General features: G+C 36.4%; 26 protein-coding genes, 1 pseudogene and 1 riboswitch. Of the genes and pseudogenes, 23 read left to right on the forward strand and 4 right to left on the reverse strand.

Annotated features, from left to right (window positions below; translation table 11 throughout):
* The first annotated feature begins 70 nt into the window (after positions 1-70).
* The 4 genes from ACAN53_RS05995 (at position 71) to ACAN53_RS06010 (ending at position 5,075) form a co-directional block, all read left to right on the forward strand.
* Positions 71-1,195 carry a sigma-70 family RNA polymerase sigma factor gene (locus ACAN53_RS05995; protein WP_379968036.1) on the forward strand — a complete coding sequence of 375 codons (1,125 nt, stop codon included), beginning with the start codon at positions 71-73 and terminating at the stop codon, positions 1,193-1,195.
* A gap of 174 nt (positions 1,196-1,369) precedes the next feature.
* The gene (locus tag ACAN53_RS06000; RefSeq protein WP_379968038.1) at positions 1,370-3,424 is read left to right on the forward strand and encodes a thioredoxin domain-containing protein; all 2,055 of its coding nucleotides are present in this window, start codon (positions 1,370-1,372) and stop codon (positions 3,422-3,424) included.
* 133 nt (positions 3,425-3,557) lie between these two features.
* Positions 3,558-4,820, forward strand: a complete 1,263-nt coding sequence (gene ilvA, locus ACAN53_RS06005; protein WP_379970266.1) for a threonine ammonia-lyase IlvA — start codon at positions 3,558-3,560, stop codon at positions 4,818-4,820.
* Positions 4,821-4,862: 42 nt separating this feature from the next.
* Complete coding sequence (locus tag ACAN53_RS06010) at positions 4,863-5,075, forward strand: hypothetical protein (protein ID WP_379968040.1); 213 nt, start codon at positions 4,863-4,865, stop codon at positions 5,073-5,075.
* A gap of 29 nt (positions 5,076-5,104) precedes the next feature.
* On the opposite strand, the gene ACAN53_RS06015 is transcribed toward ACAN53_RS06010, so the two are convergent.
* Positions 5,105-6,430: an ArsB/NhaD family transporter gene (locus ACAN53_RS06015; RefSeq protein ID WP_379968042.1), complete on the reverse strand. Its 1,326-nt coding sequence runs from the start codon at positions 6,428-6,430 to the stop codon at positions 5,105-5,107.
* Positions 6,431-6,636: 206 nt separating this feature from the next.
* Between ACAN53_RS06015 and ACAN53_RS06020 the strand changes: the two genes are divergently transcribed.
* The 6 genes and pseudogenes from ACAN53_RS06020 to ACAN53_RS06045 form a co-directional block, all read left to right on the forward strand.
* Entirely contained in the window at positions 6,637-6,984 is a 348-nt protein-coding gene (locus tag ACAN53_RS06020; protein WP_379968044.1) for a YojF family protein, read from the forward strand.
* A 12-nt stretch (positions 6,985-6,996) separates the two neighbouring features.
* The gene (gene bshB2, locus ACAN53_RS06025; protein WP_379968046.1) at positions 6,997-7,656 is read left to right on the forward strand and encodes a bacillithiol biosynthesis deacetylase BshB2; all 660 of its coding nucleotides are present in this window, start codon (positions 6,997-6,999) and stop codon (positions 7,654-7,656) included.
* A gap of 317 nt (positions 7,657-7,973) precedes the next feature.
* On the forward strand, positions 7,974-8,426 hold the full coding sequence (locus ACAN53_RS06030) for a glycosyltransferase family 2 protein (protein ID WP_379968048.1): 453 nt from the start codon (positions 7,974-7,976) through the stop codon (positions 8,424-8,426).
* 904 nt (positions 8,427-9,330) lie between these two features.
* Positions 9,331-9,906: a hypothetical protein gene (locus ACAN53_RS06035; protein ID WP_379968050.1), complete on the forward strand. Its 576-nt coding sequence runs from the start codon at positions 9,331-9,333 to the stop codon at positions 9,904-9,906.
* Between the two features lie 149 nt (positions 9,907-10,055).
* Entirely contained in the window at positions 10,056-12,281 is a 2,226-nt protein-coding gene (locus tag ACAN53_RS06040) for an EAL domain-containing protein (protein ID WP_379968052.1), read from the forward strand.
* Positions 12,282-12,365: 84 nt separating this feature from the next.
* Positions 12,366-12,470: pseudogene (locus ACAN53_RS06045) on the forward strand (putative beta-lysine N-acetyltransferase); the annotation flags it as partial.
* A 35-nt stretch (positions 12,471-12,505) separates the two neighbouring features.
* On the opposite strand, the gene ybaK reads toward ACAN53_RS06045, so the two are convergent.
* The gene (ybaK, locus tag ACAN53_RS06050; protein ID WP_379968054.1) at positions 12,506-12,991 is read right to left on the reverse strand and encodes a Cys-tRNA(Pro) deacylase; all 486 of its coding nucleotides are present in this window, start codon (positions 12,989-12,991) and stop codon (positions 12,506-12,508) included.
* 162 nt (positions 12,992-13,153) lie between these two features.
* Positions 13,154-13,339, forward strand: a riboswitch (cobalamin riboswitch).
* A 136-nt stretch (positions 13,340-13,475) separates the two neighbouring features.
* Between ybaK and ACAN53_RS06055 the strand changes: the two genes are divergently transcribed.
* From ACAN53_RS06055 to ACAN53_RS06080, 6 genes are read left to right on the forward strand one after another with little or no spacing between them, the layout of a single operon-like run.
* Complete coding sequence (locus ACAN53_RS06055; RefSeq protein ID WP_379968056.1) at positions 13,476-15,131, forward strand: DUF4430 domain-containing protein; 1,656 nt, start codon at positions 13,476-13,478, stop codon at positions 15,129-15,131.
* A 57-nt stretch (positions 15,132-15,188) separates the two neighbouring features.
* The gene (locus ACAN53_RS06060; RefSeq protein ID WP_379968058.1) at positions 15,189-15,878 is read left to right on the forward strand and encodes a DUF4430 domain-containing protein; all 690 of its coding nucleotides are present in this window, start codon (positions 15,189-15,191) and stop codon (positions 15,876-15,878) included.
* The gene (locus ACAN53_RS06065; protein ID WP_379970267.1) at positions 15,875-16,747 is read left to right on the forward strand and encodes an energy-coupling factor transporter transmembrane component T; all 873 of its coding nucleotides are present in this window, start codon (positions 15,875-15,877) and stop codon (positions 16,745-16,747) included. Before ACAN53_RS06060 ends, ACAN53_RS06065 begins: the two co-directional genes overlap by 4 nt.
* The gene (locus ACAN53_RS06070) at positions 16,720-18,372 is read left to right on the forward strand and encodes an ABC transporter ATP-binding protein (RefSeq protein WP_379968060.1); all 1,653 of its coding nucleotides are present in this window, start codon (positions 16,720-16,722) and stop codon (positions 18,370-18,372) included. Before ACAN53_RS06065 ends, ACAN53_RS06070 begins: the two co-directional genes overlap by 28 nt.
* 41 nt (positions 18,373-18,413) lie before the next feature.
* Complete coding sequence (locus ACAN53_RS06075) at positions 18,414-19,052, forward strand: ECF transporter S component (protein ID WP_379970268.1); 639 nt, start codon at positions 18,414-18,416, stop codon at positions 19,050-19,052.
* A complete protein-coding gene (locus tag ACAN53_RS06080; RefSeq protein WP_379968061.1) occupies positions 19,049-19,294 on the forward strand; it encodes a DUF2164 domain-containing protein in 246 nt (81 codons plus the stop codon). Before ACAN53_RS06075 ends, ACAN53_RS06080 begins: the two co-directional genes overlap by 4 nt.
* Before the next feature lie 569 nt (positions 19,295-19,863).
* Here ACAN53_RS06080 and ACAN53_RS06085 read toward each other — a convergent pair.
* Positions 19,864-20,055: a hypothetical protein gene (locus ACAN53_RS06085; protein ID WP_379968063.1), complete on the reverse strand. Its 192-nt coding sequence runs from the start codon at positions 20,053-20,055 to the stop codon at positions 19,864-19,866.
* A 178-nt stretch (positions 20,056-20,233) separates the two neighbouring features.
* On the opposite strand from ACAN53_RS06085, the gene phaZ reads away from it, so the two are divergent.
* The 6 genes from phaZ (at position 20,234) to ACAN53_RS06115 (ending at position 25,379) form a co-directional block, all read left to right on the forward strand.
* The gene (phaZ, locus tag ACAN53_RS06090; RefSeq protein ID WP_379968065.1) at positions 20,234-21,127 is read left to right on the forward strand and encodes an intracellular short-chain-length polyhydroxyalkanoate depolymerase; all 894 of its coding nucleotides are present in this window, start codon (positions 20,234-20,236) and stop codon (positions 21,125-21,127) included.
* A 126-nt stretch (positions 21,128-21,253) separates the two neighbouring features.
* A complete protein-coding gene (locus tag ACAN53_RS06095) occupies positions 21,254-21,445 on the forward strand; it encodes a DUF378 domain-containing protein (RefSeq protein ID WP_379968067.1) in 192 nt (63 codons plus the stop codon).
* 499 nt (positions 21,446-21,944) lie between these two features.
* Positions 21,945-23,021, forward strand: coding sequence for a 3-phosphoserine/phosphohydroxythreonine transaminase (serC, locus tag ACAN53_RS06100; RefSeq protein ID WP_379968069.1), 1,077 nt, complete (start codon positions 21,945-21,947; stop codon positions 23,019-23,021).
* Between the two features lie 14 nt (positions 23,022-23,035).
* Positions 23,036-24,211, forward strand: coding sequence for a phosphoglycerate dehydrogenase (locus ACAN53_RS06105; RefSeq protein WP_379968071.1), 1,176 nt, complete (start codon positions 23,036-23,038; stop codon positions 24,209-24,211).
* A gap of 151 nt (positions 24,212-24,362) precedes the next feature.
* A complete protein-coding gene (locus ACAN53_RS06110; protein ID WP_379968073.1) occupies positions 24,363-25,052 on the forward strand; it encodes a class I SAM-dependent methyltransferase in 690 nt (229 codons plus the stop codon).
* Positions 25,053-25,118: 66 nt separating this feature from the next.
* Positions 25,119-25,379, forward strand: coding sequence for a hypothetical protein (locus tag ACAN53_RS06115; protein WP_379968075.1), 261 nt, complete (start codon positions 25,119-25,121; stop codon positions 25,377-25,379).
* Positions 25,380-25,409: 30 nt separating this feature from the next.
* Here the strand turns inward: ACAN53_RS06115 and ACAN53_RS06120 are convergent, their stop codons facing one another.
* Complete coding sequence (locus ACAN53_RS06120; protein WP_379968077.1) at positions 25,410-25,715, reverse strand: iron-sulfur cluster biosynthesis family protein; 306 nt, start codon at positions 25,713-25,715, stop codon at positions 25,410-25,412.
* A gap of 244 nt (positions 25,716-25,959) precedes the next feature.
* Between ACAN53_RS06120 and ACAN53_RS06125 the strand changes: the two genes are divergently transcribed.
* Positions 25,960-26,355: a cytosolic protein gene (locus ACAN53_RS06125; RefSeq protein ID WP_379968079.1), complete on the forward strand. Its 396-nt coding sequence runs from the start codon at positions 25,960-25,962 to the stop codon at positions 26,353-26,355.
* The last annotated feature ends 35 nt before the right edge of the window (positions 26,356-26,390 follow it).

A 26,390-nucleotide genomic window follows, 5' to 3' on the forward strand; every position in this document is an offset into this window, starting at 1 on the left:
CCCCCTTAAACTGTAATATGGTAATATTATATCAATAAATACTATTTTTACAACAAATGGTGGTGTTACCATGGATGAAGAATTAGATTTAATTATCTCTCCACGTTTGAAGAGTATAGATAAAAATTCTAAAGTCAATTTAAAATGGTTATTAAATTTATATAAAGTATTGTCAGGTAATGATATTACAGAAGAAAAACTTATTGCTTATTTGGTAGAGCAAGGGTATTTCCTATATTCCAATCAGATATCTAAACAAGTAGTTCAAGAGAAAGAGGAAGAGATAAAAGAACTATCTTTACCAAGAAAGTCGTTTAACCCTAATGATTTTTTATCAGAGATAGATAATGATGATGATTTGAACATTTATTCATATAAGGATAATGAATACTTATTCCGCCAATACAATACAACAGGTGAACAAAGATTCTTAGATAGAATTGTAGAAGTTAACTTACGCTTAGTTCAATCTGTAGCTAAGAAATCACTTGGATTAGGCCATAATTTAGAGTTTGATGATTTAGTTCACACAGGAGTTCTTGGGTTATATAAAGCTATTGAAAAATTTGATGAAACTATGGACTATGCATTTTCAACTTATGCCACATGGTGGATACGGCAAGCAATAAATCGAGAGGTAATTAATACAGGATTTATGATTAGACTTCCCGTTCATATGCATGAGGAATTAATAAAATTAAAAAAATTCCAAAATAAATCGATTGAGACATTATGTAAAATTGATGATGAATGGATAACAAAAAAGATGAATATAACAATTGAAAAATATGAAGAATTAGTAAGGATAGACTATAATTTTTTTAGTTTAGCTTCATTAAATACTATTGTTTCAGAAGAAAGTGATAGTACAGAGTTAATTGAACTAGTTAATGTTACACAAGATTTAGAATTTAATTACCAATTGTATCACAGTGAAAATCCAGAGAAAATATATTTAAAAATGGCAACTATTGATATAGTAGAAGAATTGTTAGCATCTTTATCCGAACGTGAAGCAGATGTAATAAGAAAACGTATAGGATTATATGCGGATCAACCTTTAACATTAGAAGAAATTGGTGTTCAATATAATGTAACTAGAGAACGAATACGACAAATAGAGTCTAAAGCGTTAAATAGGTTGAGAAAAATTATATCTATTAAACAAATGAATAAATATGACCTCGTACCATAGAGTATAATAAATTACTTAAATGGGTGTTATAAGATTGAAATTCTATGCAACTTTTAATTCTAGTTCGCAGGTGATTAGTCAACACAAAAAGAATATTTTATGATTATAAATACACTTTAAATGGATAAATTGGATTATGATTACTAATAAATTAAGATGAAAGAAGGTGGTCATATGCCAACTAACAAAAAAACTAATATGTTAATCGATGAAAAGTCACCGTATTTGTTACAACATGCCTACAACCCAGTCAACTGGTATCCATGGGGAGAAGAAGCTTTTGAAAAAGCGAAACGTGAGAACAAGCCACTATTTGTTAGTATCGGTTATTCGACTTGTCACTGGTGTCACGTGATGGAGCATGAGTCCTTTGAAGATGAAGAAGTTGCTAAGCTCATTAATGATCGTTTCGTAGCAATCAAGGTTGATCGCGAGGAGCGCCCCGACATTGATTCGATTTACATGCGTGTTTGTCAAATGATGACTGGTCAGGGTGGTTGGCCACTAAATGTGTTTTTGACACCGGATCAAAAGCCGTTTTATGCAGGGACGTATTTTCCGAAGGAGAGTCGTTTTAATCGTCCAGGCTTACAGGATGTTGTTGTACAATTGTATGATGCCTTTACGAACGACCCGAAGCGGATTACTGGAATTACAGAGCAAATTACGGAGGCTTTGCAGCAAAAGGCTGCCTTGACGTCCAATCAACTAGATATTTCCGTTTTACATCAAACATTTGAGCAGCTTGCTACTAGTTTTGATAGTATATACGGTGGATTTGGTACTGCCCCGAAGTTTCCAATTCCGCATATGCTCACGTTTTTATATCGCTATCATCTTCTTACAGGGAATGAGCAGGCGCTGCATCTTGCAAAGAAAACGTTAGATGGCATGGCTAATGGAGGCATTTACGATCATATTGGCGGCGGATTTGCACGCTATTCTACCGATCAAGAGTGGCTTGTACCACATTTTGAAAAAATGCTCTATGATAATGCCTTATTGCTACATGCCTATGCAGAAGGCTACCAATTGCTTCATGATGAACGCTATGCACAAATTGTTGATGAAATCATCACGTTTGTGAAGCGTGAATTAACAGATGTAGACGGGGCATTTTATTCGGCTTTGGATGCGGATAGTGATGGCGTAGAAGGAAAATATTATGTTTGGACAAAGGAAGAAATATTGCAACTACTTGGAGATGAGATGGGCGAGTTAGTTGCGGAAGTATATGATATTACAGAATTAGGAAATTTTGAAGGAGAAAACATCCCAAATCTCATACATACGAATTGGGAGCGGATTGAACGTTTTGGATTTTCGAAAGAAGAGCTAGATGAGAAACTAACGGCTGCGAAGGAAACACTTTTGCTAGAACGAAGTACACGTGTGTACCCACATTGTGATGATAAGATATTAACCGCTTGGAATGCCTTGTTTATTTCAGGTCTGGCAAAAGCAGCGCAAGTATTTCAAAAGCAAGAATATGTAGATGTAGCAAAACGGGCTCTTCAGTTTATCGAAGATCGACTTATTATAGACGGTCGTGTTATGGTTCGATTCAGGGATGGAGAAGTAAAAAATAAAGGATATATTGATGACTATGCGTTTTTATTGTGGGCGTACATTGAAATGTACGAAGCAACATTTGATCTTTTGTATATCGAACGTGCGAAAAAGATTGCAGATGATATGAATGTTCTCTTTTGGGATGAGGAACAAGGAGGCTTCTTTTTTTATGGAAATGATGGAGAGAATCTTCTCGTTCGGGATAAAGAAGTGTATGATGGTGCCATCCCGTCTGGAAATGGGGTAGCAGCAGTGCAATTTATGCGGTTGTCTTCAATAACAGGGGAAGATGCGTATAGCAGGCAAGTAGAAAAGATGTTTGTAGCATTTTCGGAAGTAGGTCAATATGGAAATGGACATACCCAATTTTTGCAAGGTTTACTTCTTACGGCATTACCAAGAAAAGAAATTGTTATAGTAGGAGAACAATCGGATGAAGATGTTCAATCGTTACTTCGCACATTGCAACAATCGTTTTTGCCGCAATACTCGGTGCTCGTCTTTGATTCTTCTGAGCAGATAGTAAATATAGCAGCAAATGTAATGCAGTATAAAAAGATTGACGATAAACCAACTGTGTATATTTGTGAAAACTTTGCGTGTAAGCAGCCAACGACATCGATTGATGAGGTTCTTTCCATTTTAATAAAAAAATAACTCAAGAGGATATAATAAGGTAAATCGTGTTACCTTATTCGTCCTCTTTTTAATTTTTTGTAAAAAATGAATTTAAATTATTTTCAGAAAATTGTATAATATGATACATAAGTCAAAAATGAGGTAGGTAAGTATAATGAAAGATGTTAAAGAAGAAGTCAAAATCGAAGATGTACTCGTTGCATATCAACTATTAAAGGATGTTGTGGTTCATACTCCGTTGCAGCGTGATCCGATTTTATCTGAAAAATATGATTGCAATGTATATTTGAAACGTGAAGACTTGCAGGCAGTTCGTTCTTTTAAAATACGCGGTGCTTACAATGCGATAAGCAGTTTACCAATGGAACAGTTAAAAAAAGGAGTTGTGTGTGCGAGTGCAGGGAATCATGCACAAGGAGTTGCATACACGAGTCGGGAGCTTCAAATTCCAGCAAAGATCTTTATGCCAACAACAACCCCAAATCAAAAAGTATCACAAGTTCGTTTCTTTGGCGGGTCAACAGTTGAGGTAGTACTGGTAGGAGATACGTTCGATGCTTCTTATCAGGAAGCAGTGAAGTATTGTGATGAGAACGGGTTAACGTTTATTCATCCATTTGATAACCCACAAGTCATTGCGGGCCAAGGAACGATTGGCGTTGAAATATTTCATGATATTGACCGACCGGTAGACTTCGTATTTGTAGCAATCGGAGGCGGTGGCTTGGCTTCCGGTGTTGGCACATATATTAAAGGAGTGAGTCCTTCTACACAGTTGATTGGAGTCGAACCTGAGGGAGCGGCATCGATGAAAGAAGCAATCGCGCAAGGACATGTGGTAACCTTACCAAAAATCAGCTCATTTGTTGACGGTGCGGCTGTTAAGCGTGTCGGGGATCTTTCGTTCGATATTTGCAAACGAACATTAAGCGATATTGTAGTTGTACCAGAAGGAAAGGTATGCAGTACCATTTTAGATTTGTATAATCAAAATGCAATTGTGGCCGAGCCTGCTGGTGCTCTTCCAGTTTCAGCCTTAGATTTTTACCAGGAACAAATTCGCGGTAAAAATGTTGTTTGCGTCATTAGCGGAGGAAATAATGATATTGATCGGATGCAGGAAATGAAAGAGCGCTCTCTTCTATATGAAGGATTGAAGCACTATTTTATTATTAATTTTCCGCAACGACCACGTGCACTTCGTGAATTTTTAGATAATGTTCTTGGACCAAATGATGACATTACACGTTTTGAGTACACGAAAAAGAGCAACAAAGATAATGGCCCTGCTCTTGTTGGAATTGAACTTCATTCCAAGGAAGATTTCGAACCACTCATTCGTCGTATGGAAGAGCAAGGCGTACGATATATGGAATTTACGCAAAATCCAACACTATTTAGTTTATTAATTTAGTTTGTAAGCAGAGGAAAAAGATAGGAACGGAGTGTGCGCCCTATGTCCGAGGAAAAAAGCTTAGTTGAAACGGAAGTAAAGGAATTAAAGGAGACAATAGTGAGACTAGAGGAAACTGTAAATCTTCTTCAAAAGGAAATTTGGGAAATGCGATATGAAAAACAAAAATTCCAATGGTCTCCTGCTTTACTGAAGCAAATCTTTGGATTTATATTAGGGGCAATTGTGTTAATCGGAATCTTCTGGAAAAAATGAGCTTGCGGCTTTTGCCGCAAGCTCATTTTTTATAGAAAATAGCGGATATACAAGTACACATTAGATAGTAAGAGTGCCACGATTGTAAGTGGCAACCCAATTTTTAAATAGTCTACAAAACCAAAAGCATGTCCTTCACGGTTTGCGATGCCAGCTACTACTACATTTGCGGATGCACCGATGATTGTTCCGTTTCCTCCTAGACAAGCGCCGAGAGAAAGAGCCCACCATAATACTTCCATTTGCGGTGAATCAGGCTGCAGGCCAAGTCCAACTGCAAAGTTTTGAATGAGCGGAATCATGGTTGCCACAAATGGGATGTTATCAATGATTGCAGATGCCACTCCTGATCCCCACAGTATAAATGTTGCGGCAGTACTTATATTACCACCAGTCATTGTAATCATCTTTTGGGCTAGCATGCTTACGAGGCCAATATCAACGAGTCCACCAACGAGAATAAATAAACCAGCAAAGAAGAAAATGGTTGTCCATTCGATTTGGGAAAGAATATCTTCAACTTCGTGTTGTTTTAAAGCGATGGCCATTAAAATAGTAGCTCCCAATAGAGCAATAATAGCTGCATCAACATGAATAGTGCTATGCAAGACAAACCCAATAACGGTTCCGCCAAGTACGGTAAGAGATTGGGTGAGTAGCTTGCGGTCCTTAATATAATCATGTTCTTGTAATGACATTAGTTTTTCAATAAGATGGTCAGACGTACGAATGCTTCTATAATATATGATGTAAAGTAATATAATGCTTACAAGTCCTATGATGATGATGATTGGAGTTAGGTTAAATAGAAAAGAATTAAAATCTAAGTGTTTGTTTGCAGATCCAATCATAATATTGGGCGGATCACCAATTAATGTAGCAGTACCACCGATATTTGAAAATAAAATTTCTGAAATAAAAAAAGGCATGGGACTAATTTTTAGGATTCGCGTAACAGAAAGAGTAACCGGAACAATCAGCAGTACTGTTGTCACATTATCTAAAAATGCAGAACCTACAGCAGTTAGGAAAGATAAAATGATTAAAATCCAAATTGGTTGTCCTTTTGCTTTTTTTGCTGCGTAAATGGAAAGAAATTCGAATACACCCGATTTACTAGTAATATTAACAAGAATCATCATGCCAAGTAAAAGTGTGATGGTTTCCCATTGAATATGGGTTGTAAATGCCACCTTCGTTTCTACAATCCCAAATACAATCATGAGCGTCCCGCCCAAAAGAGCAATGACTGCCCGGTTCATCTTTTCGGAAATGAGAATTGCATAGGTAAGTAAAAAAATTGCAATGGCAGTGTAATATTGTATATTGCTAATATGGCTGTTTGCCTGCTCCATTGAATGCACCGTCCTCTATTATATAAACATCAAAATCATACAATACATTTCATTGTAGCAAATTCTAGTTTATAAGAAAACGCTAATGAAATTTCAATTACCGTATTAGTAGTACGAATATATTGCCTAAAGACGTAAAGTATGTAAAGCTAGTATAATGAAAGAAATTGAATTGTCTTGAGTCACGGTGAAGGAGGGTTTGAAAAGTGGAGCGTATTATAGATAAGAACGTGTTGCAAAAAGAGATTGAATCGTTCGCAAATAGAGACGTGTATCTTCATTTAGAGACTACGAACGGAGCATACGCCACTCATGTAAATGAAAAAACGATGACAGTAGGTGTGTTCATTCGAAATACCCGCATTCAGTTTGAAAGAGGATCGATTGCTGGAGAAGATCCGTATCGAGTTGGTTTGAAAATGGAGCAGGGCTGGGTATACGCACAAGGGTTGACTCATTGGGAGAAAGACGAAAAAGGAAGACTTCTTCTCGCTGGTCATAATGAGAAAGGGCAGCTAGCGGTTGCGTTTGAGCTTAGTAAAACACCGTTTTAAGGAGGTAGAATAATGGAACGACATATATTTGTTTCACTCCCCCATCCAGATGATGAAGCATTTGGTGCAGGGGGCACAATTTCACAGTTTACAAAATCAGGAGTTCCGGTAACCTATGCGTGTGGAACATTAGGACAAATGGGGCGTAATATGGGAGTGGAAGTATTTGCAAACCGAGAAACCATGCCAGAAATTCGCAAGAAGGAATTACAAGAAGCATGCTTACAAATGGGAATTCAAGATCTTCGTATGCTCGGCTTCCATGACAAAATGCTAGAATTTGAGGATGTAGAATTCGTAGCGGATAAAATTGAAGAAGTAATTCGAGAAGTTAAGCCGTCCCTTGTTATTACGTTTTATCCAGGACATGGTGTTCATCCTGACCATGATGCATATGGACGTGCCACGGTAACAGCAGTTGCCCGGCTACCAAAGGAAATGCGTCCTACGATATATGCGATGGCAATTACAAAAAATCGTGTGGAAGCGTTAGGTGAACCCGACATTACTAATGATATACAAGATGTATTTGAGAACAAACTAGCCGCACTTCACGCTCACCGTTCACAGACAGAGGCAATGCTCGAAGAAATTGATAAAAAAATAAAAGAGAAGGATTCAAAAACTCTGAATTGGTTACGATTTGAAAAGTTTTGGATCTATTCTGTATAGAAAAAAGTCGGGGTTGATGTGACCCTATAAAGTCGGACTCGTATTTCCTACTTAGGGGGGACATCAGTTTCGGCTTTTTTGTTCTATCCAATATATTATATATTGTTGAATTGTTCCGTGAACTTCAAGGATGATAACCTCATAACTATTTCTTAGGAATTTCATTCACCAAGCCCTCCCCCTATGATAATAACCTTTTTATTCATGCAAAACCTCCTTATATATTTGAAGAACTCCTACTAAACGAATAAAGGGAAACCATTCCTATTTTTCCCATATGTTAATTCTCTGTACTCCAGGCTGAAAGGATGAAAGAGATGTTCATTATGATTGTCCTGTCCCTTCTAATTGGTATCTTGTTGTTTCACAATATTACAGATTGTACGAGAGCAAAACCTCTTATTCATGTAAAACAAGTATCTATCATTATGTCCACTCGTAATGAAGAAAGGAATATTGAAAGATTGCTGCAGTCGATAAAGCAGCAAATGTATCCGTGTGTGGAACTAATCGTTTGTGATGATCATTCAACAGCTTCTATTGCTTTTTCACTTGGGGCGAAGGTAATACGTCTCCCCACTGTTCCAACAGGTTGGCTTGGGAAAGCTTGGGGCTGCTATAACGGGGCCAAGGAGGCGAGTGGCGATGTGCTCATGTTTGTGGATGCAGACACCATTTTGCAACCGAGCGGACTTCATCGTATGTTGTCCATTATTCAACATAGCAGAAAAACGATGTTGACGGTTCATCCGTATCATGAAATGAAGTAGCCGTATGAGTTTTTCTCATCCTTTTTTCATTTAATGATCTTTGCATTCGCGGATGGATTTTATTGGGTGTACTGTAAGGGGGATTTGGGCAATGTATCTTGATTCGGAAACAGGACTATTTTACGTATGATGGACATGCTGCAAACCCACCAGCTCTTTTTGAAAATAAGCAACTAACGCAGTATATCCAGAATTTGAGTGGTTCGGTTGGTTGTATTTATTAGTATTTTTTTATAATTTCTATTTTTCAAACCTTCATTCATAAAGAAGTTTTGTGGAAATGGCGTTCTATTGAAGTGAAGGGGAACAGGGATCGTTGAGTATGATTATTAGGAATGCACGGTCATGGGGTGGATCCATCTAATTATTTCGTCCTGTTGTATAAGAGTTTCAGATGTATATTTTGATAGGATGAAAACGACTGCAAAAATCTTCGGGATTATAAAAAGAAATAAAAAGCGAAAAAGGGTAGGAGAACGCCGCCACCCTTTTTATTGTGAAAAAAATATGGAATTTACAATAATGAAAAAATGTAAAAAACATATTTTATTTACAAAATAAAACATTTGTTATATAAATATAAGAGTGGAAAGTATTTTTTTAAATATTTTTTAATTATTATTATAAATGTACTGCGAAATAATGAAATAGGGAGATATTAGATAACTAAACGTTTTTGTTCATCACCCGATACTAAGAAGTAGATCTGTTTATTAAAATGAATCCAGGCATACAAAGTTTTTTTAGATTGTGATTATTAAAACGATTCTATGTTTTCTACTCCTTGAATAATAAATAAGTTACACAATCGTAATATATCAGAATATTAGTTTACAAAAAATGAAAAATGTAAATATACATTATTGAGTTTTTGTTAAAAGTATTCTACGATGGAGTGAGAAAAATGGAAATGTCCTTAGCTGTATACTATAAAATACAAGATTTAATTAACAACGCTTTACGTGTTAGAGATGTTACGTTACTTGAAATACAAACACAATTTGTTCTCATGAATACAATACTTGCAATTCCTGTATGGTTTTCTCAAACAGTTCAGTTTGCTAGGGTTACAGGTTTGAAGATGAAGGAAAGTCCGTCTTTCCTGTTCTCAGAAACAAATGTTTACATGGTGAGAAAATTATTAGATACATTAAAAGATGGTAAGAGAGTAAATCATGATTTTTCTCATTTTAAGTTGGATTTTGATTTGTGGTTTTTTGAAATGACATCTAGTGGTTGGATCGATTATGTGTATGACAAGACGCAACTTGTTTCGGCAGATTGTGCAGCTCGAATTCTTCTAGTGAGTAAACCTACTATTTATAATTATCTAAATAAGGGTATGGAGTATGTGGAGGTAAATGGAAATAAGAAAATTCCATTGTACGTTTTACAATTATGGTCAGAATCGGGACTAGCTCTTAAACTACAACTATTGGCTCAGCAAAAAAAAGATAGAATACAATCAATTGAGTATTAGTTGAATAAAATACAGCAGGAAATTACAGATTTATTGTTTTTTTTTTTAACACTCCTGTATTATTCATCACGAAGTCACCTTTGCCTAGTAAACAACAAATACATATCTTTCGTACAGCTATATAATAAGCATATAAGGAGAATTTCGTTATGCTGAACATAGTACAAAAATTGAATGGGGCAAAATTCATAGATTTAATTGAGAACTATTCAAACCAAACCTTATCATCGATTATTATTACAGATCCGAATCAAATGGATAACCCAATTGTATATGTAAATGAGTATTTTACGTTACATACAGGATATAGACTAGAAGAAGTGTTAGGTAAAAATTGCCGTTTTATGAATGGTGCTTTAACCGATAAAGACGATTTAAAAAAAGTTAAGGAAGCTATTCAAAATAAGCAATCAATTCATATAGAACTTATGAATTATAAGAAAACGGGAGAGCACTTCTGGAATAATATTTGTAATAGTCCCATATTTGATGTTGAGGGTAACCTGATCTATTTTATTAGCGTACAGCAAGATGTTTCATCTTATAAACAGTCTGAGCATATGTTTATGGCTTTAAATAAAACATTGCAAACCATTTACGAAGGGAAAAACCTGCAAGCTATTTTGAAAAACTTATGCGAATTAGTAGAGAAAACATTTAACTACGATGCAAAGTGTTCCATATTACTAGTTGATAAAGAGCAAGCCTATTTAAATGTTGGAGCGGCGCCTAGTTTACCTGAAGATTACGTGAAAAAAATAAAAAAGGTAGAAATTGGACCAAATGAGGGATCATGTGGATCGGCTGCTTATAATAAAAAACCGACTTTAGTTGATGATATTCAAACGAATCCATTGTGGGATAAGTACCGGACTTATGCTGAAAAGTATAATCTTCGTGCTTGCTGGTCTTTTCCTATTTTTAATCGGAATAAAAGTGAAGTACTTGGTACGTTTGCCATTTATTTTCATTACACGAGGAAGCCAGAGCCATTTGATTTAGAATTGATTGAAAAGGCGATTCAAGTGGCAACCATAGCGTTAGAGTATATCACTTCTCATAAACGAATTTTTAAATTAGCATATTTTGACACAGTAACAGGCTTTATGAATCAGAATTTATTATTTCAAACCATGGATAGTATGCTGCAATCATCAGAAAGAAAAATGCAGAAAAGTGCTGTTCTTTTCCTTGATTTAGCTCGGTTTAAGCTAATTGTTGATAAATATGGACACGCTGTTGCAGGGGCAGTCATCCAAACATTTGCAAAACGATTGGAACTAGCATTAGCGGATATGATTCCTTTACAAATTGCACGATACGCTGCTGACGAGTTTGTTTTTCTATTTTCTTTTGAAGAAAAATTGCAAGTGGAGCAGATTGCAAAGGCTGTGTTAGAGGTTGCAAAAAAGCCAATTATCCATAATGATGATGAACTATATTTAGCCCCATCAATTGGAATAAGTCTTTTTCCTTCAGATGCATCTAATTCTGATAGTTTAATTCAATATGCAGATATAGCAATGAGAAGAGCAAAGCAGCAGGGAATTCATCTTTATGAATTTTTTGCTGAGCAAATGGAATTAGATAATAATAATGACTTAGGATTATTAAACGATTTACATAAAGCTCTTGAAAATGAAGAATTTATTTTGCACTATCAGCCACAAGTCGATAGTAAATCAAGAAAAATTATTGGAGTGGAATGTTTAGTTCGTTGGAACCACAATAAGTACGGTCTTATTCCTCCCAATAGGTTTATCCCATTGTTAGAGGAAACCGGTCTCATTTTTGCAATGGATGAATATATTTTACGTAAGGCTTGTTTACAAAATAAAAAATGGCAAGATGAAGGTCTTCCGAAAATACCTATGTCGATTAATGTGTCAAGCAAACAGTTTTTACATAAAAATTTTGTGGAGACAGTAGATGAAATTCTACGAGAAACGGAAATTGATCCGCAATATATAATAATTGAAATTACCGAAAACATCGCCTTAAATCATAATGAATATGTGAGCCAAGTAATTCGTAAATTAAAAGAAACGGGCGTCTCCGTTGCTATTGATGACTTTGGAACTGGATATTCCTCTCTTAGTTATTTGCAAGACTATAATGTTGATATTTTAAAAATCGATCGATCGTTTACATGGCGCATAGGTAATAATAGCAATAGTGAAAATATTACAGAAGCGATTATATTTATTGCTAAAAAGCTAGGGCTTGCAATTATTGCGGAAGGAGTAGAAACGGACGAGCAATTAGAATTTTTAAATTTTCATGAATGCTGGAATATTCAAGGCTTTTTATTCGGAAAACCTATGGACGAAGAAAAGTTTTCAAAACAATTGCAGTTACAAAATATTAATTTATAAAATAAAAATTATACAATATGAGAAGCAATGATTTTAGATTGTGAGGAACTTGCATCTTTGTATAAATCAGTCTTTAAAATTTAACAATCTGGCTATCGATATCAAGGAATACTAACAAATAATTCTTATATTTATGATAAATTAGAAGATATGAATGTTTGGGTTAAGGACTTGTCACACTCATGTTAAATACTTGTTTCTGCGTAGTAGAAAAAAGATGCAGGTTATTCTGCATCTTTTTCTGTAATCGCACATAGTGTTGCGTTTGTCACTTTAACTAAATCCTTGCCGCTTATAAATATTTGTAACCCACGCTTACCTGCGCTAATGCTAATAGGATCTATATCTTCTGCTGTTTTATCAATATAAAGAGGATAATTTTTCTTTACACCTAACGGAGATACCCCGCCGCGAATATAGCCAGTAAGTGCTTGAATTTCTTTTACGTGAACCATTTCAACTTTTTTATTCCCACTTGCTGCAGCCAAGGATTTTAATCTTATTTCTGTATGAGAAGGGATACAAGCCATAACAATACCTGTTTTATCCCCGCGTACAACAAGCGTTTTAAACACTTGCTCAAGTGGAAGACCCACTTGCTCCGCTGCATGCTGTGCATTTAAATGTTCTTCGTCCCAATCGTACTCATGAAGACTATAGGGGATATGATTTCGATCTAGAATTCGACTAGCAATCGTTTTATTAGCCAATTGATTCAACTCCTTTCTTATATTAGTATACAAAAAAATTATAGAGTAGAAATAGAGGAATGAAAGTTTATTTCATTTACTATGATTTAAATGATTCTTTCAAAATATTACAATTATTATCGACAAAGAAGGGGATTTGTAGTAAGCTTATTTAGAATTTTAAAAGTTACTAATACTATTGGTACATAATGCAACTACATTATGTTTAAAAGGGAAGTCGGTGAAAATCCGACACGGTCCCGCCACTGTAAGTGCAGAGATTACGTGCAAGATGCCACTGGTTATCGGGAAGGCGCACGTTGTTGATGACGCACAAGTCAGGAGACCTGCCGGTAGAAAGAACACAACACCAAGATCCTACGAGGAATAGGAAGTTTTGTGTAGACGGATTTTATCATGAAAGTTGATGAACGGATACGCGCGCCCCTCTCTCGTAGAGGGGCGCTTTTTGCGTAGATTTAGGGTAGGGGGGAGATTAAGAAAGATGATTAAAAAGAAGTTTTCATTGTTTGTTATGGCAGTATTATTGGTAGTCCTTTCGTTCGCTAATGGAGGTACATTAGCCTATGCAGCTGGCAATCAAGCAACGCTTATTGTAGTAGGAGATTCACAGAAAAAGGTCATTCTATGTCCGAAGGTAGTGAATCTAGATGCTAATGAAACTGCTTATGATATGTTGAAGAAAGAATTGGGAGATAAAGTTGCTTCTTCTTCATTTGCTGGTAAGCCATATGTCACAGGTATTGACGGACTAAAAGAGTATGATGATGGTCCGCAAAGCGGATGGATGTATGAAATTAATGGCAAGTCTGCCGATGTTGGCGCATCCGATTACATAGTGAAAAATAATGATGTTATCGCTTACCGCTACACGCTTAACTGGGGAACGGATTTACTAGCACAGACTGTAAATGATAGCATAAAAGGATATGGCGCGTGCACAACATCACCGACATCACCGACATCACCAACATCAACACAAACGCCTGTACAAGCAACACAAAGTCCCACTCAAACATCGACTGTAGCGGTTGATGCTGCATTGAAAAAGGCAATTGATTTTACGTTAACCAATGGAATTCAGTCAGATTGGCAAGCTATTGCACTTACTCGTGCAACGGATACGGTTTCAAGTGATGTAAAAAACAATTATTTACAAAAATTAGCGGATCGTGTGCAGAATAGTGGCCGTTTACAAGGAACCTATTTAGCTAGTACGATACTAGCTGTAAATGCAGTAGGTGGAGATGCTACAAATATAGCAGGTCAAAACTTAATTTCAAAGCTGTACAATGATTCCAAAGTAAATGATATTTATGCATATACTTATGCGTTGCTTGCACTAGATAGCAAGGATTATAGTATTCCAAGCGATGCAACATGGAACCGTGAAAAGTTAATCGCTGCTATTCTGAAGACACAAACGTCTCCAGGTAAATGGACGGAAGATCAAGATCCAGATACAAATGCAATGGTATTAATGGCGCTAGCTGTTCATCAGGATAATTCAGATGTAGCAGCAGCCGTAAAACATACTGTAGATTATTTAAAGGGAATCCAATTACCTGATGGTGGGTTTGTATCCTATGGTAATGAAAATTCAAATAGCGCAGCAGTAGTTGTAACTGCACTATCCATGATGGGAATAGATCCAACTGGAAAAGACTTTACGAAAAATAGCTCTGCTGTTCAAAACCTATTATCGTTTCAACTTGATAATGGCGGATTTAAATGGATTGCTGGTGATGATTTCAATAATGGTATGGCGTTTGATCAAGCCTTCTATGCACTTGTACAATATAAGTACTTTGTGGATGGAAAAGGATCCATTTTTCATTGGACGAATACGCAGACAACTGATAGTAAGCAAGACAATCCATCGGTGACCCCTGTACCTGTTTCTGAGCAACCTAAAACAGACTTACAGGTTAAGCAAGAACAAAAGCAAGAGCAAGTACAGCAACAAGACCAAGTAAACAATACATCAACAGAGCAACAAACAAATCCATCTCAGGCGAAAGAACAAAAAAAACAACTACCTGATACCGGATTAATTGGAACAGATTTTTGGACGTCCATTGCTGCTGGACTATTATTTATCGGCGTCGCAATGATCGCCTTGCGAAATAAAGTAATGTAGTAGGATGGTAGGAGCAGTCTTGCTCCTACTCTTTTTAACAGGAAAGGATGTGGAATCATGAAATATGTAAAATTATTAATGGTCTGCTGCTTTTCGGCTGCGTTGTTAGTTAGCTGCAGTACGCAAGCAAAAAACAGTCAGCAAGTTTCTAAACCAACACAGCAGGCTAATGCAGGGCAAACACAAGAACAGCCAAAACAAGATACACAACAAGATACGAATAAACAACAAGAAGAACAGAAGAAGGAGACGACAAATCAACAGGGAGAATCCCCGTCCACACAATCTTCTTCGAATCAGCAAAGTAACGCTACTAATTCAGTTGCAGCGCCTACAGTTCAGGCATCTTCACAATCAAGTCAATCCCAATCACAACAAGCGTCATCATCGGCTTCAGCTTCACCTGCACCTGCACCCCCTCAAAAAAACGTTGCTACACTTTCGATTCGTTCTGATAGTGGAATGATTTTGGGTACAACAGAAGTAGAAGTACAAGGCAGTGATACTGTATTTACTATCTTATCACGTACAGTAAAAAGTAAGGGGATACAAATGGAATCAGAAGGAGTTGGTCCTTCTGCTTATGTAATGGGAATTAATAATTTGTATGAGAAGGACCGCGGTCCTCGAAGTGGTTGGATGTATCGTGTGAACGGCGTATACTTAAATGTAAGTGCCGGGGCAGCATCAGTGAAAAATGGGGATAAAATTGAATGGGTATATACGACGAACGGAGAAAAACCGTGAAGTCAGCATTTGCTTCCGTACATCCAATTGTTTCTTTTTTGTATTATGTGGGTGTTATCATATTATGTATGACCATGCTACACCCCATCTTTTTACTATCTGCTATTGTTCTACTATTGGTATTGCTATCTAGGCATGGCAGCGACCAACCATTAAAAAAATTACTGCTTGCATCACTTAGTTTGACATTGTTTATTGCAGTTTTAAATCCGCTATTAACTCACCGTGGGAGTACGATGTTATTTTATATTTTTGACAATCCTGTTACGCTCGAAGCTATCGTATATGGCATAACGATGGCTCTTTCATTTTTTTCGATTGCACTTTCCTTTGCATCGTTTCAAACGATCATTACAAGTCATAAATTCTTATATGTGTTTTCAAGATTTTCTCCCAAAATTGCCTTACTTACAATGATTTCGATTCGGTTTGTGCCCTTATTTATTCGGCGTTTATTGCAGATAAAACTCGTTCAAATGACAAAGGGGATTCAAACGGAGAGCGGAACATTAAAAAATAGAGCAAGTAATGGAATGAAGCTCCTGTCGGTTTTACTTGTTTGTTCCTTAGAAGAGGCACTTCAAACTGCTGATTCCATGCAGGCTAGAGGATTTGGTACAACAAAACGAAGTACGTATATTCGCTATCAGTTTGAGATTCGGGATCGACTCGTTCTGCTAGCACTTCTTGCTTTTTTTAGTAGTTGCATGGTAGCACTTCAGAGCGGTCAGGGGGTACTCCATGTGTATCCAAGGCTACATAATATGTTTCATATGGATTGGATCGCATATGCATCATTTCTATTATATATAAGCGTACCGCTAGTGGTGGAAGGAAGGGAATGGATTTGGTGGCACACACACAACTAAAGGAAGTAACATTTACATATAGCAATGAAAAAGATCCTGCGCTATCTGCCGTTTCATTATCAATAGATGAAGGACAATTTGTTGTACTTGCGGGACGGTCGGGTTCTGGAAAAACAACTTTACTTCATCATTTAAAAAAAGAGCTTCAGCCAATTGGCACGCGCACAGGTGAAGTGTTATATAACGGAAAGCCACTTCTTTCGTTACCCTCTGTCTCTAGCGCCCAGGAAATTGGTATTGTGTTTCAAAATCCTGATAATCAAATTGTGATGGATACGGTTGTTCAGGAACTTGCTTTTTCGTTAGAAAATTTAGGCTATGAATCGGCCGTTATTCAAAAAAGAATTGCAGAACTTATTAGTTTTCTTGGATTTCAAGATTTACTGCACACGTCTGTACATACACTTTCAGGGGGACAAAAGCAAATCGTAAATTTAGCTGCTGTACTCATTTTACAGCCTAAGCTACTATTATTAGATGAACCGACTGCACAACTTGATCCAATTGCAGCAAAGGATTTTTTAACACTTTTAAAGCGTATACACGAAGAACTGGGCATTACAATTATCATGAGTGAGCACCGTTTAGATGAAGTATTATCTCTTGCTGATCGTCTTGTCTTTATGGATGATAGTCATATTGTATATGATGGTCACCCAAGTGAGGTTGTGAAGCAACTTTGGAATCATAATGATTTTCGCTGTTATATACCGCAAATTCCACGTCTATTTTTAGAATGGGGGGCAGAATTTCCACCTTTTACCGTTCGAGATGGGAAGAAAATACTTCCGAAGTTTCACAATGATACTTGTGCTCAAATAGACAAATCAGAGGACCATGTGCTTCTAGAAGCAAAGCATGTTACGTTTCAATATGAAAAAAATAGTGCAATGGTATTACAAAATGTTTCATTTCAAGTACATACAGGAGATTGGGTAGGATTAGTCGGAAAAAATGGTACAGGAAAATCGACTTTTCTGCAGGTATTGGCAGGTTTAGTCACAGCAAGACGAGGGAAAGTATTATGGAATGGGACGTCCATTCAAAAGTTAGATGTAACGCGCCGTTATGAAGAAATCGGATATGTATCTCAACATCCCTACTATCATTTCACATTTGATACTGTGTGGGATGAACTGCTAAACCGTGCTAGAGATTGTAAATATGAACATCCAGAACATGTAGTCGAAGACATGTTACAACAATTTTCAATAGCGTCTACGAAAAACCGGCATCCTCATGATTGTAGTGGAGGGGAGCAACAACTTGTTGCTATTTGCTTGGCACTGCTAGCAAAACCATCAATACTTGTGCTTGATGAACCAACAAAAGGTCTCGATCCAGAAAAGAAGGAAGAGCTAGGAAATATTCTTACAAGTCTTAGGAAGAATGGAACCACTATTGTCATGGCAACACATGATTTAGCCTTTGCTGCTAAGTATGTAACTCGGTGTGTCATGCTTTTTGACGGTCAGCTTATTATGGAAGAAACACCGCAACGTTTTTTCAGCGAGAACTTCTTCTACACAACTTCGATTAATCGGTTAGTGCGCAAGCAAATGCCTTACGCTCTTACATGGGAGGATGTGATAGCATGCGAAAGTCAACTCTCCTTGCAATCCTAGTAGCATGCTCTTTCTTGCTAATCATTCTTGCATTTAACTCTATGAATGATCGGTATTATTTATGGATTAGTTTTTTATTCTTATTCATCATTATGTTGCCTTTCTACGTTCGATTTGAACGTAAGGCATTTGCATCTAGGGAAGTTGTTTTACTCTCAGTATTAGCGGCTATAGCTGCTGTAAGTCGTGTGCCATTTAGTATGTTGCCAAGTGTTCAGCCTACGTCTTTCGTTATAATCGTTTCAGCCATCGTTTTTGGTGGAGAATCTGGATTTTTAATTGGAGCAACAGCTGCTATTGTATCCAATCTGTTTTTAGGACAAGGACCGTGGACGCCGTGGCAAATGGTTTGCTGGGGATTAATGGGGCTCTTTGCGGGACTCCTACGTAATACATTTCTTATGAAGAAAGTATGGGGACGTATGATATACGGTGGTATAGCTGGCTTTGTTTTCGGTTGGATCATGAATGTTTGGGTCCTTCTAGGCTTTACTGACAGTGTAACATGGTCAACTGTCGTCGGAATTTATATATCTAGTTTTTACTTTGATCTTGCCCATGCGCTCTCCAATATATTTTTTCTCGGTCTATTTAGTACGCAATGGATTAAAATATTGACGAGATTTAAAGGTAAATATGGTATGCTACAAGAAATGCCTGAAAAGGAGAAAGCCGTATGATTGAAAAGATGCCAAAGGAAGAAAGACAGCAAATGGTGACGAATTTGCAAAATTATTTTCAAGAAAAGCAATGGTCAGAAATAGGAAATTTAGAAGCCGAGCAACTTCTTTCTTTTATCATGGATGATGTGTCTCCGTATATTTATAATGCCGCCCTTCAAGATGCTAGAAAGTTAATTATAGAGCGTATGGAGAATGTAGAAGAAGATTTATACACGCTTGAGAAACCGACAAGTAAATAAATCTATGGTAGTAACCGAAATAATTTGCTAAAGCAATGCGTTTCGGTTTTTTTGTTTAAACTTTGCTCGAGTCGTGAGACAGGAAAGACGGGAACGGATGTTGCTAAAATGGTGTAAAAAAGATAGAGGTTAGCGTTAGATATGTATTATGAAGGATCCTGCTATGACAGAGCACTTCATTTAAAGGACCATACGCACTCCGAGAGGACATTTAAACGTGATGGTGGTATTAAAGCTTGAAAATGGTTCATCTTACGATCAGGTGTAAGTGGTTTACCGCAAACGTTGTAGCACTCATTGATTGGGAGCGTATCGTACCGAATGCCGGTGAAAGTTATGTGCCGTGACACTATTCTCCCTGGAGCAGGGACGATAGGGGCGGTAGTTAGAGGATATCATATACTTTAATCAATTATGAATTTTTCGCACGTCCTTCTAGAATAATTGCAAAGTTCCTACGAATACAGAAATGAGACGAATAACAGATTTTACATATGAAAATTTAATTCTTTCTGACGAAATAAGCACCTATTTAGGTGCTTATTTCAGTATTACGATAGGAATGAAAGTTACTCTTGGGAAAGCGCTTGTTCTACGCTCGTACATTGCGTAATAGCGCCCTGCACCGCTTGTAAAGATGATTGGATTTGTTGGCGATTATTAGCCTTTTCTACTGTTTGTAGTGCATCTTGCAGGCATGATGCTGCCTGATTTAATGCTTGACAGGAATCTTGCACGTAACTTTTAGCATTTTTTTGCATACGAAATCCCTCCTTTTCTAATGTTTCATTTTAGTATGGGTAGATGGTAGAAATCTATTCCAAGAAAATAATTCTTCTGGTATCAATTTTGGTATTGTTTCATTTTATAAATTTTGAAACAATAACCATTTTGTGGTATTTTATACATATAACCATTCTTAAAAAAGGGGGAAATAGAATGGAGATAAAGTCTGGTGTTCAATCTGTTATATTACCAAATGGAGAAACCATTGCTTATCGCCAAGCTGGATCTGGAGAGAAGGTCCTTGTTCTCATTCACGGTAATATGACGTCCTCAAAGCATTGGGATGTGGTAATGGACAACTTGCAATTTTCTTATAGGATGTATGCGATTGATCTAAGAGGATTCGGTTTCTCAACGTACAAAAAGTCAATTGAGTCGCTTCGTGATTTTTCTGAGGATCTCTTTTTATTTGTTAATCAAGTAGGTCTCACTTCCTTTTCACTCGTGGGTTGGTCAACTGGTGGCGGAGTATCGATGCAGTTTGCAAGTAATCATCCTGAATATGTGGAGCAGTTAATCTTAGTGGAATCTGTTGGTATTAAGGGGTACCCCATATTTCAAAAAGATGAGAAAGGTCAGCCAATCCCGTTTAAATATCTTTCTTCAAAAGAGGAGATTGCAAAGGATCCCATCCAGGTTCTTCCTGCACTGCAAGCACTTGAAAAAAGGGATAAAGATTACTACAGAATGGTTTGGAACCTGCTTATTTATACACATAATCAGCCAACCCCAGAAAAATATGAGGAATATTTAGATGATATGCTGACGCAGCGTAACCTTGTTGATGTGGATTATGCACTGGTCACGTTTAATATATCGGATGAAAGCAACGGAGTAACAGATGGGACTGGCGAAGTACATCAAATTGTAGCACCTACTCTAGTACTGCAAGGGGATCGTGATTATGTTGTACCAAAAGGGATGGCAGATGGAATAGCAAATGCAATTCCCCATGCTAAATTTGTACTTCTTCCTGATTGCGGACATTCCCCACTTGTTGATTGCTTAGATGAACTTGTGCAACATATAAAAGCGTTTGTAAAGTAGAAGGTAAGAAAATTTTTTTTGATAAAATTAATAAATATTTATAGCGGATAGAGATTACAGGAGCATCTGCGGCATATGATAATAATGTAAAGGCTTACAAGACAAGATCCAACTGGAGGTGACATCATGAAATTTCTCACTTATCTCACTGGTTTTCTTGTTTTCATAGGTGCATTGAACTGGTTATTTGTTGCATGGCAATTTAATGTAGTTGAAAAACTATTCGGTTCCTTTCCTACAGTAGTAACGACAATTTATTGGCTCGTTGGTCTTTCAGCTATCTATCAATTGTTCGTCTATTTTTCTAAGCGCAACTAGCAATTATAAGCCTAATTTTTATTAATACAGAGCGAGAAGGAGATGATTTGTAATCTCCTTCTTTCTTTTTGGAAATATGTTTTTTAAATTAAACGAAAGATTGTTGAAAGTGTTGAATTTGCTTCATATGATGGAAGTCATGTTCAATTTCTTGTTTACTATAATCCGAATAATCTTCCTCGTATATAGTTTTTCAACTCCTAAGGTGATGGGGATCAAGAATTGACCCATGTGTAAATTTAGTTAAATTAAATAGTTATGCCCTATATTCCTTCTTTATCTTTTATTGGTTTTTAACAGCTAATTTATGTAAAATATAGAGGTTGCAATAGTAATTATGTTAAAATCTGTTACAAATTGTATTACGATTGATAACGGTTCCAAGACGTTTTAGTAAAATAGTGATGAAGACGTTGACCAACCTATGTATCTTGAGTTATAATTCAGAAAGTTTAAATTTTATAAATTATTGTTCTGATAAAAAAGGGGAGAGAACAGGATGGAGAGAGTGTTCAATTTTTCTGCAGGACCTTCTATGCTGCCATTGCCGGTTTTAGAGAAGGCACAGGCGGAACTAATTACATACAAGGATACAGGAATGTCAGTGATGGAAATGAGCCATCGTTCTGCAGCGTTTGAAGACATTATTACGGGTGCAGAAAAGCTTTTGCGTGAATTAATGAACATACCAGAAAATTATAAAGTGCTGTTTTTACAAGGTGGAGGATCGACACAATTTGCGATGGTGCCTCTCAACTTGTTTAAGAACAAAAAAGCAGATTATATTATTACTGGATCTTGGTCAAAAAAGGCATTCTCCGAAGCAAAAAAATATGGCGATGTTTCTGTTATTGCATCATCAGAGGAAAGTAATTTTACGTATATTCCTGAAGTTACTGCTGATATGATCCATAAAGATGCAGATTACGTTCACATTACAACGAACAATACAATTGAAGGAACAACATTCCCATATATTCCAGAAACGGGAGATATACCATTAGTAGCTGATATGTCATCTAATATTTTATCTGTACCGTATGATATTTCTAAGTTTGGAATTATCTATGCTGGAGCTCAAAAAAATATTGCGCCGGCTGGTGTAACAGTAGTTATTATTCGTGAAGATTTACTTGGGAATGCTTCTGATATTTGCCCAACAATGCTTGATTACAATATTCATGCAAAGAATAATTCACTTTATAATACACCTCCTGCTTACAGCATTTATATTGCAAAGCTAGTATTTGAATGGATAAAAGAATTAGGCGGCGTACCTGCAATAGCAGAACTAAATCGTAAAAAGGCAAAAATTCTATATGATTTCTTAGATGAATCGAAGCTATTTACTTCACCTGTGTCACCTGAAAGTCGTTCTATTATGAATATTCCATTTGTAACTCCTTCTAAAGAGCTCGATGCAGCATTTATAAAAGGAGCAACTGAACGTGGTCTTCAAACGTTGAAAGGACACCGCTCAGTAGGTGGAATGCGCGCAAGTATTTACAATGCAATGCCGATTGAAGGCGTAGAAAAGCTTGTTGAATATATGAAAGAATTTGAAGCAAACCATTGATAGGGGGAACCACTTTGTTTACGATTCAAACACTAAATAACATTGCAAAAATTGGTATTGAGCAGTTACCAACAGACAATTATTCTATTTCTAATGAAGCAAAAGCACCAGATGCTGTACTTGTTCGTAGCTTTAATATGCATGAATTAGAACTATCAAGTAATTTAAAAGCAATTGCTAGAGCTGGAGCAGGTGTTAACAATATACCTGTAGAAAAATGTACGGAAAAGGGTATCGTTGTATTCAATACACCAGGGGCAAATGCAAATGCGGTAAAAGAATTAATACTTGGCTTCTTGTTAGCATCTTCCCGGAATATAATTGAAGGTGTGGCTTGGGCAAAGACATTGAAAGGCCAAGATGGAATTTCTAAGTTAGTCGAAGCTGGTAAAAAGAAGTTTGTTGGAACTGAAATTAAAGGGAAACGTCTAGGAATTATTGGACTAGGCGCCATCGGTGGTTTGGTTGCAAATGACGCACTTGCGCTAGATATGGAAGTAATGGGATTTGATCCTTATGTATCGGTTGAAACTGCTTGGAGACTTTCTCGTCAAGTACAACGTGCTACAAATATAGAACAAATCTTCGCCACTTGTGATTATATTACCATTCATGTACCATTACTAGATTCTACTAAAGGAATGTTAGATGAAAATGCCTTTAAAGCGATGAAAAAAGGTGTTCGTATCTTTAACTTCTCACGTGGTGAATTAGTGAATGAAGATGCATTAGAAAATGCGATTCAAGAAGGTATTGTAGCAAAATATATAACAGACTTTCCAAATGACCGCGTGTTAGGAATGGAAAATGTTATTCCTGTTCCTCACTTAGGTGCGTCTACGGTTGAATCTGAAGAAAACTGTGCTATTATGGCAGCTCGTGAATTGAAGGATTATTTAGAAACAGGTAATATCCGAAATTCCGTTAACTATCCAAATGCAGTATTACCATATGTAGGAAAAAGACGTATTACAGTATTGCACCAAAATGTTCCGAACATGGTTGGTCGTATATCCGCAGCGTTGGCTGAGCATAATATAAACATTGCAGATATGGTTAATCGAAGCAAAGGAACATATGCATATACAATTATTGATATTGATAATGCTTTAGATAGCAATATTAAAGCTGGTATAGCAGATAAAATACAAACTATTCCTGGCGTTGCAGCAGTTCGTATTATTAAATAAATTGCTTGTTTTATAGAGAATTGGAAGGATTAGGAGGACCGTTATGTGAAATATATATAACGGTCTTTTTATATACTTGTGTCTATCTAATAGAGTAAATGCAATGCATGATACGTATGATGTATTTCTACATAGATGTAGGAGGGGTAAAATGGTTATCAATCGGAAAGAAATTATCGAAAAGTTTAATGAGATTTCAATGAATTATGATGAACAGAGAAGAAAATTAATCCCTTGTTTTGATGATTTTTATACGATACCTGTATCCATTGCAACAACTGAGCAGGACAAACCTTATATCCTAGATCTAGGAGCTGGTACCGGCTTGCTATCAGCAATTTTTCTACAAAAATACCCACAGGCGCATCTTACACTGATTGATTTATCTGAAAAAATGCTTGATGTTGCAAAAGAAAGATTAAAGGATTATGAGAATATAACTTATATTTGTGATGATTATACAAAGCATACCTACGATTTGAAGTATGATGTTATTATTTCTTCGTTATCAATTCATCACTTAACTGCTGTCGAAAAGGAAAAGTTGTATGCAAAGGTGTATACCCTTTTGCAAGATGAGGGCATTTTTATAAATGCAGATCAAGTTCTTGGTTCTACTCTCCATTTAGATGACTTGTATAAGAGAGATTGGAAACAAAAAGTAGAAAGTAGTGGCTTATCTGAGAAAGAAATTTTGTCTGCGTATGAACGAACCAAACTGGATAAAATGTCTTCTTTAGAAGAACAAATGCAGTGGCTTAAAGAAGCAGGATTTTCTAATGTAGATGTTATGTATAAATATTATAATTTTGTTATATTGTATGGAAAAAAAGAAAAATAGGCTACTACTATTGCATACATAATATGCCTATTAAAGTTTAGCTTAATTGAAAAGAGGCACCAATTAATGGGCAATATTTCATTTGTGGAGTGGGTAAGAAGAGATATAGAAAAGCAAGGCTTTATCGGTGCAGACATAATCGGTAGACAATATGAGGTCTTGGCTAACATACCATCGTCATTGCAGCAACTAGTAGAAGACGCATTATACAGCAATGCTGCTAAGCGTCCGCTTCTCCTTTATATTGAATCTTTGCGTGATATGGATGAGGAGGTGCAAAGAAAAAAAGACCTACTTGTACGATTTTTAGTTGAAGCCAAACAATAAGCAAAAGACACAAGTAAATGTGCCCTTTGCTTATTTTTTTAGGGGTTGGATTGACATACCGTAAGCGATTGTTTCGTTTTTTGTATACAAACGAAATCCCGTTTTGTACTCTATGTGTAACTCTGGACCAATGTATTCCTTTGCATATGAATTGCATTGTAGAAATAATCCCTCATTTTCAAAAATCAGATTATCTTTATGTAATTCATCTTGAACGAGCTCCATATCGACTGTAGCACTGCAACTGCAAGATGGTAACACACGAATCGTAATAATGGCGGGATTCCCATAGGAACGAAGCATGGCTTCAGCTTTTTCCGTAATGTATATGTGCATTATTTCACCTTCTTAGAATTTAAATTATACAATTTAGAATAAAACGAATCTATCCTTTTAGTCTACTATAAGGAGGGAATTACTTGAACAAAAATGCTTGTTTTTCATCCTATTTTTTTCAAATCATCGAAAACTTATAGGTATTTCGTTTTTTTAGTAAAAAAATACATTTTTCTTCACTTCTCTTTGTGAATCAGACCTACTTCTGGTATGCTAGTTACGTACATAACTTGGAGGTGTAATGATGAAATCATTTACTGTGCATTTTCATAATGAGGATCAAGTAGCAGCAATGAATGTTGAGAAGTTGAATGAGGAAGATTTTAATCGTGCAACCGCTGGTGGAACTCGTCATTTGTTTGAATTAGATACAAATGTAGGCTTTTTCGTATATTTTGATGCAGTAGACAGCGAAGGAAAAGAATCTTATCTTGTTCTTCAATATGAAGAAGAAAATGAAGATGCAAGTGCATGTTACTCCTTTGCTTTACAAGATTTTTATGAATTTTCCGCTCTATACTTAAATGATTTAGAATTTGATGAGGAAGACGATGAAGATGAGGAAAGTTATGGTCCACTCCATCACCTTGCACATCTTATGTTCCATATCGTTGAAGAAGGAAAAACTGTTGAAGTATAAATAATAAAACACCGTTTAGCAATTAGCTAAGCGGT

This window comes from Ectobacillus soli (genome assembly GCF_042610425.1).
In the GTDB taxonomy this organism is placed as follows: domain Bacteria; phylum Bacillota; class Bacilli; order Bacillales; family Bacillaceae_G; genus Ectobacillus.

Excerpts from the sequence above, each read along its gene's own strand:
- ACAN53_RS05995 (WP_379968036.1), top strand. The coding sequence starts at position 71 with ATGGATGAAGAATTAGATTTAATTATCTCTCCACGTTTGAAGAGTATA.
- ACAN53_RS06000 (WP_379968038.1), top strand. The coding sequence starts at position 1,370 with ATGCCAACTAACAAAAAAACTAATATGTTAATCGATGAAAAGTCACCG.
- ACAN53_RS06010 (WP_379968040.1), top strand. The coding sequence starts at position 4,863 with ATGTCCGAGGAAAAAAGCTTAGTTGAAACGGAAGTAAAGGAATTAAAG.
- ACAN53_RS06015 (WP_379968042.1), bottom strand. The coding sequence starts at position 6,430 with ATGGAGCAGGCAAACAGCCATATTAGCAATATACAATATTACACTGCC.
- bshB2 (WP_379968046.1), top strand. The coding sequence starts at position 6,997 with ATGGAACGACATATATTTGTTTCACTCCCCCATCCAGATGATGAAGCA.
- ACAN53_RS06030 (WP_379968048.1), top strand. The coding sequence starts at position 7,974 with ATGTTCATTATGATTGTCCTGTCCCTTCTAATTGGTATCTTGTTGTTT.
- ACAN53_RS06035 (WP_379968050.1), top strand. The coding sequence starts at position 9,331 with ATGGAAATGTCCTTAGCTGTATACTATAAAATACAAGATTTAATTAAC.
- ACAN53_RS06040 (WP_379968052.1), top strand. The coding sequence starts at position 10,056 with ATGCTGAACATAGTACAAAAATTGAATGGGGCAAAATTCATAGATTTA.
- ACAN53_RS06055 (WP_379968056.1), top strand. The coding sequence starts at position 13,476 with ATGATTAAAAAGAAGTTTTCATTGTTTGTTATGGCAGTATTATTGGTA.
- ACAN53_RS06060 (WP_379968058.1), top strand. The coding sequence starts at position 15,189 with ATGAAATATGTAAAATTATTAATGGTCTGCTGCTTTTCGGCTGCGTTG.
- ACAN53_RS06070 (WP_379968060.1), top strand. The coding sequence starts at position 16,720 with ATGGATTTGGTGGCACACACACAACTAAAGGAAGTAACATTTACATAT.
- ACAN53_RS06075 (WP_379970268.1), top strand. The coding sequence starts at position 18,414 with ATGAATGATCGGTATTATTTATGGATTAGTTTTTTATTCTTATTCATC.
- ACAN53_RS06080 (WP_379968061.1), top strand. The coding sequence starts at position 19,049 with ATGATTGAAAAGATGCCAAAGGAAGAAAGACAGCAAATGGTGACGAAT.
- ACAN53_RS06085 (WP_379968063.1), bottom strand. The coding sequence starts at position 20,055 with ATGCAAAAAAATGCTAAAAGTTACGTGCAAGATTCCTGTCAAGCATTA.
- phaZ (WP_379968065.1), top strand. The coding sequence starts at position 20,234 with ATGGAGATAAAGTCTGGTGTTCAATCTGTTATATTACCAAATGGAGAA.
- ACAN53_RS06095 (WP_379968067.1), top strand. The coding sequence starts at position 21,254 with ATGAAATTTCTCACTTATCTCACTGGTTTTCTTGTTTTCATAGGTGCA.
- serC (WP_379968069.1), top strand. The coding sequence starts at position 21,945 with ATGGAGAGAGTGTTCAATTTTTCTGCAGGACCTTCTATGCTGCCATTG.
- ACAN53_RS06110 (WP_379968073.1), top strand. The coding sequence starts at position 24,363 with ATGGTTATCAATCGGAAAGAAATTATCGAAAAGTTTAATGAGATTTCA.
- ACAN53_RS06115 (WP_379968075.1), top strand. The coding sequence starts at position 25,119 with ATGGGCAATATTTCATTTGTGGAGTGGGTAAGAAGAGATATAGAAAAG.
- ACAN53_RS06120 (WP_379968077.1), bottom strand. The coding sequence starts at position 25,715 with ATGCACATATACATTACGGAAAAAGCTGAAGCCATGCTTCGTTCCTAT.
- ACAN53_RS06125 (WP_379968079.1), top strand. The coding sequence starts at position 25,960 with ATGAAATCATTTACTGTGCATTTTCATAATGAGGATCAAGTAGCAGCA.